This window comes from Loigolactobacillus zhaoyuanensis (assembly GCF_003946385.1).
In the GTDB taxonomy this organism is placed as follows: Bacteria; Bacillota; Bacilli; order Lactobacillales; family Lactobacillaceae; genus Loigolactobacillus; species Loigolactobacillus zhaoyuanensis.
Genome location: NZ_RHOE01000085.1, coordinates 1 through 8,550 on the forward strand (window position 1 = coordinate 1; position 8,550 = coordinate 8,550).

Here is an 8,550-nt window from a genome sequence, read left to right on the forward strand (position 1 = left end):
ATTAACTTTAGCCGTATCGAACTGGATTCAATATTATAATGTCACACGAATCAAAACAAAACTGGGTGGTAAGAGCCCGGTTAAATACCGTGTTCTTACCACCCAGAAAGTCGCTTAAAGTTTCGTCCAATATTTGGGGTTCACTTCAACCGCCCCTTTTTATTCTTGTAAAGCTTCAGCGATAAATAATTCACCGATTCGCCGCCGTGGAACGAAGAAACCAGCGGCAGAATTGATATTATAGACCATCGTTCCATTGGGAAAAGTACCCCGAATTTCAATGCGATCACCTTGGCGTGCGCTGTATTTAGCGGTATCAAATTGTGGCTCGATTTGAAAATCAGCAATGGCAATGTAGACCTGGCCAGAAACTAATTCGGCTAAGGTTTGTGGATGTGTCGGCATAAGCGTTCCCCCAGTTTTTATCTAAAGCGTAGCAGTTTACCGCTAAAATGCAATGCTTTTCGCTTGTGATTGGACTAAAATAGAAGTAGATTTTGTCATCGTCAGCAATAACGGATATTTTTTTAAAGGAGTATTGATATGAGTCGAGAAATTACACCTGCTGCACAGGTTGAATTTAAAAAAGCTTTACAGACCCAACCGCAAGCAAAAGTGATTCAGCGCGCGGTAATGAATAATGGCATTAATGCCGCTAGCGAAGATACTGCCCGGCAAGCCCAGTTGGCGCGCACATTTTCACTGGAAGTACCAACTGGTAAAGTGACCAATCAAAAACATAGTGGTCGTTGTTGGTTATTTTCTACGTTAAATACTTTGCGCCATGAAGTGGCGGTTAAATATAATGTGAAAGATTTTGAATTTTCGCAGAATTATCTATCATTTTGGGATCGTTTTGAAAAAGCCAACGCCTTCTATGAGCATATTATTGCGACGGCGGATCAGCCAGCAGATAGCCGAATCGTAGCTTGGTTGTTGGATATGCCTGATGATGATGGTGGTCAGTGGGATAATGCGGCGGCGTTGATCAAAAAATACGGTCTCGTCCCTAAGTCAGCGATGCCAGAAACAAAGCCCAGTAAGGATACAACTGAATTTAGCCGGGTCTTAGGGCTACATTTGCGCAAGGATGCCGTCAAGTTGCGGCAGTTAGTTGCCACGAGCGCTCCGGCGGCCGAGCTGGCAGCGGCTAAAGCGGAAATGTTGACGGTGATCTATCGCATGTGTGCCTACGCTTTTGGCACACCGGTTGAGCAGTTTGATTTCAGTTATCGTGATGATGATAAAAAGTATCACCGCGACGCTGATTTGACGCCGCAAACTTTTGCCGCTAAATATTTAAGTCAGAAGTTAGACGATTATGTGGTGATCATTAATTCACCAGACAAGCCATTTAATCAGCTTTACACGTTGCCAATGGAGGATAACGTGATCGGTGGTCAGCACGTGACTTTCTTAAATGTTGACTTGGCGACGATGAAGTCATTAACACTTGCCCAGTTAAAAGCCGGCGAAACAATTTGGTTTGGCAATGACGTCTTACAACAAATGGATCGGCAAAAAGGCCTGCTGGATAGTCAATTATTTAATTATGATGGCTTATTTGATACTAATTTTCAGTTGACCAAAAAAGAGCGACTACAATACCGTGAAGCCGCTGTTTCTCACGCGATGACTCTCACCGGTGTTGATTTAGTGGCGGATCAACCAACTAAATGGAAAGTTGAAAATAGTTGGGGCGAAAAAGTCGGTGAACAGGGCTACTTTGTGATGAGTGACCAATGGTTTGACGATTATGTTTATCATGTGGTGATCAACCAAAAGTTTCTTGGTGCTGACCTGCAACAAATTTTAACGAGTACGCCAACTGAATTAACTCCGTGGGATTCGATGGCGTAGCTAAATAGTGTTGCCGGACAACTGGCAGCACTATTTTTGTGCAACAAAAAAAGCAGCCACCAAAGTAGTTGGTAGTGGCTGCTGGCGTTCAATAAAGAACGCGGCGCGACATAAAGTCGCGCACGGACTCGAGGGTCCGTAAGGTCTGGCACCTTATTTGTGATTATAACATACTTACCAGATGCTGACACGCTTTTCTGGTGCTAAATACATATCATCACCAGGTTGCACGGCAAAAGTACTGTAAAAATCAGCGAAGTTTTGAACTTGTACATTGGCTCGTAATTTAGCCGGCGCATGAACATCGATCGACAAGAGTAATTGTTGATATTCCGGCTGCGCTTTAGTCCGCCAAATGGTGGCCCAATTAGTGAAGAACGTTGTCAAATCAACATCAGTTTCACCTTTGGCTGCTTCTAAGGCGCAACTCAAGCCACCAGCATCGGCAATATTTTCGGAAACGGTCAATTTACCATTTACCTGGCTACCAGCGAAGGGGATGCCGTTAAATTCGGCGATCATCGTTTGGGCCAGCGCTTTAAAATGAGTAGAATCTTCATCAGTCCACCAATTATGCAAATTACCGAATTCATCAAACAACGCGCCGTTATTATCGAAAGCATGAGAAATTTCATGCGCGATCACCGCGCCGATACCGCCATAATTAGCGCTGGATGATTGTTGCAGGCTGTAAAATGGTGCTTGCAAAATAGCTGCCGGGAAGACGATAATATTACGGAATGGATGATAATAAGCGTTAACGGTGTTGGCGCTCATTTCCCATTCGTTACGTTCCACCGGCTGATTCCATTTGCTGAAATGGTCGACCATTGTGATATGGGCAAAATGCAATGCGTTATCCAATAAGCTAACCGCGGCATTAACTTTAAATTGTTTAAATAACGGCTTGATCTGATCAGGGTAACCGACTTGAATGCCTAAATTATCAAGCTTAACGATGGCCTGTTTGCGGGTGCTTGCCGAAAGCCAATCATTTTGCTGTAGCCGATTTTTATAAACACTGATCATTTTGACCACCATTTTGTGGACGTCAGCTTTAGCAGTAGCACCAAAATATTTGTGGCCATAATAATCGCCGACCACCTGATTAAATTGGCTAGTGGCTAGGTAATAGGCACTTTTTTGTGGCTTCATCGCTTCTTTACTTCCAGAAAGGGCACGACCATAACGGCCACTGATCTCGCGGAAGTCGTTACTTAAGTAACCAGCCATGCTGCGGACCGTGTTGACGATCAACCAACTTTTTAGTTGATCAAAGTTTGCGGCAGTAACGATTTCGTCAAAGGCGGCAAAGAACTTCGGTTGCGTGACGATGATTTTTTCTGGTTGGGCACCGATCAATTCAGGAATTAAGCGGCTGAAATCAATTTGGCTACTGTGAGCCGTAAACTCAGTGAAGCTTTGCGGATTATACATTTTACTATAGTCCGCAGATTCCTCGGCGCTTTTAACGTGCGGTGCCAATGATTGATCAAAAGCGATGGCGCGTTCCAAAATTAATTGGGTAGCAGCAGAATCATAGCCAGCCATTTCCAACAATTGTTGCATCATTTGTTGGAAAACTTGTAATAACTGTGGGCCGCTAGGATTATCGGGCGCATAGTAAGTTTTATCTGGTAGAAATAAGCTAGGCGGGCCAGCAAATAAGGCATTGATCTTCGCATTTTTCATATCGGCATCAACGTCGAGATCAAAAGGCACTGGAAGGCCGGCTAGCATCCAATCTTTAAGGCCGGCTTGCCAATCGGCTAAATCATCGAGCGCGGCGATTCGTTCTAAATAAGGCTGTAGCGGGGCAGCGCCTTGCTGATCGCGTTGTTTGAAATCAGCTGCTAAAGCATAATATTTAAGAAATTCGCCTAACATAGGGTTATCTGGCTGTTGCTTGCCTGCTTGCATAGCAGCAAAATCAGCCATTAAATTTTGTTCAATATTTTCGACTAGATCCTGAAAACCGCCAGTTGCTGGACGATCAGCAGGAATTTTAGCCGTTTTAAGCCAGTCGGCGTTGATTGCGCCATAAAAATCATCCTGTAGACGCGAACTTTTATTGTCGTCGCTGGTAGTACCAGCGGCAAAAGTTAATTGTTTCATTTGCACACCCCATCTTCTTGATACTGTTATCATACACTAACTTTTACGGATTGGCGCAGGATTAGTTGGCTTGCTAGCGATCCTACTTCTGAACCACCGTTTGAATTATGCTAAAATGAAACTAGAAAAATTTAAAAGTAAAGGAATTGACCATGCGATTGAAACGTTTAATGTGGCTAACCACACTATTGGGATTACTGCTAGCGCCAACGCAGATTCATGCGGCTAGTCAAGTAACCACCCAGCAGGCGCCGCTAGCTGGAAAAATTGAAAATTATCACTACCGCAAGCAAACTTACCAGATTCCTGCGGTATACCTACAATATCATAACCAACAGCTCGCAATTTTAACGGTCAGTAATGATCATAAAGGCCACGTCATGGTAGTCAGCTATATTGGCACAGGCACCAGTGACGCAAAATATTATCGTTTTACTGGCCAATTGCGTTACTTTGCTAATTTATACACGGTTAAGGATTTTATGGCGATCTACACGCAGCAATCAGGTGATTATCTAGCCAAGACGATTTATACCGCAACCCACGCACGACCCATTGTGAACCCGCAGAAAAAATCATTGCAGTTCACGACTGCACCGCTGTTATATCAATTTGAAGGTATGAACCAAACCACTAGTCATGCGATTTACAAGCAGAATATCAAGTCGTATAAAACCGTAAAATTAACTAGATTAATCGATTCCGCGTTAAATGTACCGCAAGTTAACATGCTAAACTTAGCTGGCGAAAAAGCTGATCTGTATTATCAAACGGCGGATACCAGTCAGATCATAGTCGATCCATTGGGGATTTTCGTGCGGGTTGAATGAGCAGCCAAATAAAAAAGTTATTGACATTCAGTAAGCGACTCATTATAATTTGAATCAATTAAATAAATATTAAATCAAAATGAAAAGATGAGTAATCCAGTTTGCTATTTTTAGAGAGTCATCAATTGGTGCAAGATGGCAGTAGTAAGTGGATGAAGATGGTCTTGGATTTGACTTACAGCTGAGCAAAGGCAAAGTTGTAGCGGGAACTCCCGATAGCGAGTTAGAGTATACTCATTTTTTAGTGTACTTGAAGAGAAATAGTTCGTGAGGATTATTTAAATTAAGGTGGTAACGCGGAAAAGCACTTTCGCCCTTGTATAGCAATATACGGGGCGAAAGTGCTTTTTTCGTTTCTAAAAATTAAGGGAGGAACAGTGGATGCCTAAGTTAATTGATTTTAAAATGATTTTTACCAACATACCGCTATTATTACAATATTTACCAATTACATTAGGAATTGTTATCTTGTCAATGATCGTTGGGTTGGCTTTTGCACTAGTTATTGCGTTGGTTCGTCTGAATAAAATTCCTGTTTTAACGCAGTTCTTTACGTTATTGGTTTCGTTTGTACGTGGGACACCAATATTAGTGCAGCTTTATTTATCTTATTATGGGGTGCCAATTGCATTGAAATATTGGAATTACTATAACCACACTAATTACAATATCAATAATATACCGGCTTTTATATTTGTTTTTGTCGCCTTTGCAGTCAACGAGGCAGCTTATAATTCGGAAAACATTCGCGGTGCATTACTTTCAGTTGATCGTGGCGAAATTGAAGCCGCCCAATCATTAGGCATGACGGGCGGTCAGATTTTACGCCGTATCACGATTCCAGAAGCATTAGTTGTCGCTTTACCGACTTTGGGCAATCAATTCATCAGCTTAATTAAAGGCACTTCATTGGCATTTGTGGCTGGTGTTATTGAAATGACGGCTGAGGGTCAAATTATTGCTGGTCGTAGTTTCCGGTACTTTGAGGTTTATCTGTCGTTGGCCATTATTTATTGGGGCTTAACCGTGATCACTGAAATTATTATCCGGTTAGTCGAAAAGCGAATCAATAAATTCCGAACTGTTCAAAAAGTGGTTAAACTCAATGATGCGCTTAGTGCGAGCAGCGAGGTTACTCCGATTAAGCGGCCGGTACAAGTTTTAGAAACTGAAATTAAATAGGAGGCCGTTATTATGATTGAAATTAAACATTTGGCCAAAACATTTAGTAATCATGAAATTTTTAGTGATATTAATTTAACCGTCAATACTGGCGAAATTTTAGCTATTATTGGGCCTTCTGGTTCAGGAAAATCTACTTTATTGCGCTGCTTGAATTTACTTGAACAGCCGGATCAAGGTGAAGTAACTATTGGGGACTCACATTTTACGGCACCGCATATTTCTAAGAAGCAGGCGGTTAAAATTCGCCAAGAGTCTACGATGGTTTTCCAGCAATTTAACTTATTTCGTCAAAAAACAGCGTGGCAAAATGTAGCTGAAAACTTAGTGACTGTTAAAAAAATAGCTAAAACCGCTGCAAAAGAACGGGCGTTAGTAGAATTAGATAAAGTTGGTCTCAGTGAGTATGCTAACTTTTATCCTGGCCAATTATCTGGTGGTCAGAAGCAGCGTGTAGCAATTGCTCGGTCATTAGCAACTGATTCAAAAATTCTTTTGTTAGATGAACCAACGTCGGCTTTAGATTCGGAATTAGTTGGAGAAGTTCTAACGACATTAAAATCGGTGGTAGAGGAACACCCTGACTATACAGTGATCCTAGTTTCACATGAATTAGAATTTGTTAAGGAAGTGGCGACGCAGGTTATCTTTTTTGAAGATGGACAAATCGTTGAATCAGGGCAGCCAAAGGATGTTTTAAGTCATCCACAGGAGACGCAAACCCAACGATTCCTAAGTCGTTTCACGCAACAAACAATTGCTCAATAAAAAATAATTGGAGGAGTTTTCCCATGAAATTAAAACAAAAAGTTGTTCTCTTAGCCCTATCCCTTACTGCTGCAGGTGTCGTTAATGTACCGAATAATGTGGCCCATGCCGCTAAAACAACGACGATCACTGCGATTACTGATGGCAATGTTGCACCTTTTGCTGTTAAAAGTAAATCAGGTGAAATTACAGGTTATGACGCTGATGTATTAAAGGCAGTTGTGAAAGAATTACCTCAATATAAATTGAAGTGGAAATTAGCTAACTTTGACGCTCTGTTAGGGAATATTGATTCTGGACGGGCTGATGTGGGGGTCAACCATTTTGGCAAAACAGCCGAACGAAAAGAAAAATATTTGTTCTCTGAACCAATTTTTGAGGACAAACCAGTTTTCATTGTTAAAAAATCAAACAATAAAATTAAAAGCTTCAATACGGCAGCAGGTAAAACAACACCAGCTCAAGTTGGTACTGGTTTTTCACTTAATTTAGAACAATACAATAAAGATAATCCAAACAATAAAATTAAAATCTCTTACGTGAAGGATTACCATGACTTGCAAGATGTCAGTTCTGGTAAATATGATTTTGCTTACACCGACCTATCAATGTATAACGCCGAACAAAAGGAATATAACATCAAGAACGTTAAGGCCGTGAAGTTACAACGTGGTAAGGATGGCAATAATTTTGATCATCCATATACTTATTTTGTTTTTGGTAAAACTGCTAAGGATAAGAAGTTCCAGCAAGCTGTTAATAAGGAATTGGTTAAGTTAGCAAAAGATGGCACGTTGACTAAGATTAGTAACAAATATTTGGGCAGTGATTTCTCACCTAAAGTTCTATCAGAATAATAGGAGGCAGATTGTATGAGTGGGCTAAGTCAAACAGAATTAGAAAAGCAGTTAATTGAGTATCGACATGACTTTCATGAATACCCTGAATTAGCTAATCATGAGTTTAAAACAACAGCTAAGATCAAGGCGATTTTGCAGGCATGGGGTATTAAAATCCTACCGACCAAGTTAAAAACAGGTGTTTTTGCTGAAATTGGACTTGAAGCCAAGCCACTGATCGCGTTACGTGCAGATATTGATGCCTTGCCGATCAATGAGGAATCCGGCGTACCATTTAGTTCAAAAACACCCAATATTATGCACGCTTGTGGTCATGATACGCATATTGCAGCTTTGCTTGGTGCGGCTTATTTATTGAAGCAGGAAGAAGCTGATTTGCCGGGTCGTATCCGCTTGATTTTTCAATTATCTGAAGAAGATCAGGAAGGCGCATTGCAGGTGATTGATGATGGACAGTTGACCGATGTGCAGGCAATTCTTGGTTTTCATAATGCGCCACAACACGAAGTCGGGACAATTGGTATCAAAGCGGGTATTACTAGTGGTGCTATTGATAAATTCAAGGTCACATTACAAGGCGTGGGGACGCACGCTTCAGCACCGCAAAATGGTAAGGATCCAATTGTAGCGTTAGGTGCGGAAATCACAGCGTTGCAGACGATTGTTAGTCGTAATTTAGATCCGTTTGCAACTGGTGTTTTGAGTATCACCCACGTTAATGCAGGGAACACCTGGAACGTGCTACCGGAACAAGCCTTTTTTGAGGGAACGGTACGAACAGCAAATAAGGCCGAGTTTACAATTGAAGTGCAACACCCAATGAACTAGACCAACTATAGACAAAAAGGCCATGAAGACCTATTCTTATAATCGCCAAGAAAATAAGAGAGTAGGTGCCTTCATGACCCAATCCCAGAGTACCATGTCTAGCCATT

9 protein-coding genes and 1 other annotated feature are annotated in these 8,550 nt (G+C 41.5%); of the genes, 7 read left to right on the top strand and 2 right to left on the bottom strand.

Going from position 1 to position 8,550, the window contains the following annotated elements; translation table 11 throughout:
• Positions 1 to 118: IS3 family transposase (locus tag EKM76_RS11980; RefSeq protein ID WP_164507606.1), on the top strand; the 118-nt coding region annotated here is incomplete at its 5' end.
• A 41-nt stretch (positions 119 to 159) separates the two neighbouring features.
• On the opposite strand, the gene EKM76_RS11985 is transcribed toward EKM76_RS11980, so the two are convergent.
• Positions 160 to 405, bottom strand: coding sequence for a hypothetical protein (locus EKM76_RS11985; protein WP_125550849.1), 246 nt, complete (start codon positions 403 to 405; stop codon positions 160 to 162).
• Positions 406 to 543: 138 nt separating this feature from the next.
• Here EKM76_RS11985 and EKM76_RS11990 point away from each other — a divergent pair, with 138 nt between their 5' ends.
• Positions 544 to 1,860 (top strand): C1 family peptidase, encoded by a 1,317-nt coding sequence (locus EKM76_RS11990; RefSeq protein WP_125550850.1) that lies wholly within the window; start codon positions 544 to 546, stop codon positions 1,858 to 1,860.
• A 174-nt stretch (positions 1,861 to 2,034) separates the two neighbouring features.
• Here the strand turns inward: EKM76_RS11990 and EKM76_RS11995 are convergent, their stop codons facing one another.
• Positions 2,035 to 3,975: a M13 family metallopeptidase gene (locus EKM76_RS11995; protein WP_125550851.1), complete on the bottom strand. Its 1,941-nt coding sequence runs from the start codon at positions 3,973 to 3,975 to the stop codon at positions 2,035 to 2,037.
• 170 nt (positions 3,976 to 4,145) lie between these two features.
• On the opposite strand from EKM76_RS11995, the gene EKM76_RS12000 reads away from it, so the two are divergent.
• The 5 genes from EKM76_RS12000 (at position 4,146) to EKM76_RS12020 (ending at position 8,443) form a co-directional block, all read left to right on the top strand.
• Positions 4,146 to 4,805 carry a hypothetical protein gene (locus EKM76_RS12000; RefSeq protein WP_225417941.1) on the top strand — a complete coding sequence of 220 codons (660 nt, stop codon included), beginning with the start codon at positions 4,146 to 4,148 and terminating at the stop codon, positions 4,803 to 4,805.
• A 70-nt stretch (positions 4,806 to 4,875) separates the two neighbouring features.
• Positions 4,876 to 5,126, top strand: a binding site (T-box leader).
• A gap of 60 nt (positions 5,127 to 5,186) precedes the next feature.
• Positions 5,187 to 5,987 carry an amino acid ABC transporter permease gene (locus EKM76_RS12005; RefSeq protein WP_125550853.1) on the top strand — a complete coding sequence of 267 codons (801 nt, stop codon included), beginning with the start codon at positions 5,187 to 5,189 and terminating at the stop codon, positions 5,985 to 5,987.
• A gap of 12 nt (positions 5,988 to 5,999) precedes the next feature.
• Complete coding sequence (locus tag EKM76_RS12010) at positions 6,000 to 6,755, top strand: amino acid ABC transporter ATP-binding protein (RefSeq protein ID WP_125550854.1); 756 nt, start codon at positions 6,000 to 6,002, stop codon at positions 6,753 to 6,755.
• 23 nt (positions 6,756 to 6,778) lie between these two features.
• Positions 6,779 to 7,612: a transporter substrate-binding domain-containing protein gene (locus EKM76_RS12015; RefSeq protein WP_125550855.1), complete on the top strand. Its 834-nt coding sequence runs from the start codon at positions 6,779 to 6,781 to the stop codon at positions 7,610 to 7,612.
• 15 nt (positions 7,613 to 7,627) lie between these two features.
• Positions 7,628 to 8,443: an amidohydrolase gene (locus tag EKM76_RS12020; RefSeq protein ID WP_125550856.1), complete on the top strand. Its 816-nt coding sequence runs from the start codon at positions 7,628 to 7,630 to the stop codon at positions 8,441 to 8,443.
• The last annotated feature ends 107 nt before the right edge of the window (positions 8,444 to 8,550 follow it).

Coding starts and splice junctions, on each gene's coding strand:
- EKM76_RS11985 (WP_125550849.1), bottom strand. CDS start 405: ATGCCGACACATCCACAAACCTTAGCCGAATTAGTTTCTGGCCAGGTC.
- EKM76_RS11990 (WP_125550850.1), top strand. CDS start 544: ATGAGTCGAGAAATTACACCTGCTGCACAGGTTGAATTTAAAAAAGCT.
- EKM76_RS11995 (WP_125550851.1), bottom strand. CDS start 3,975: ATGAAACAATTAACTTTTGCCGCTGGTACTACCAGCGACGACAATAAA.
- EKM76_RS12000 (WP_225417941.1), top strand. CDS start 4,146: ATGTGGCTAACCACACTATTGGGATTACTGCTAGCGCCAACGCAGATT.
- EKM76_RS12005 (WP_125550853.1), top strand. CDS start 5,187: ATGCCTAAGTTAATTGATTTTAAAATGATTTTTACCAACATACCGCTA.
- EKM76_RS12010 (WP_125550854.1), top strand. CDS start 6,000: ATGATTGAAATTAAACATTTGGCCAAAACATTTAGTAATCATGAAATT.
- EKM76_RS12015 (WP_125550855.1), top strand. CDS start 6,779: ATGAAATTAAAACAAAAAGTTGTTCTCTTAGCCCTATCCCTTACTGCT.
- EKM76_RS12020 (WP_125550856.1), top strand. CDS start 7,628: ATGAGTGGGCTAAGTCAAACAGAATTAGAAAAGCAGTTAATTGAGTAT.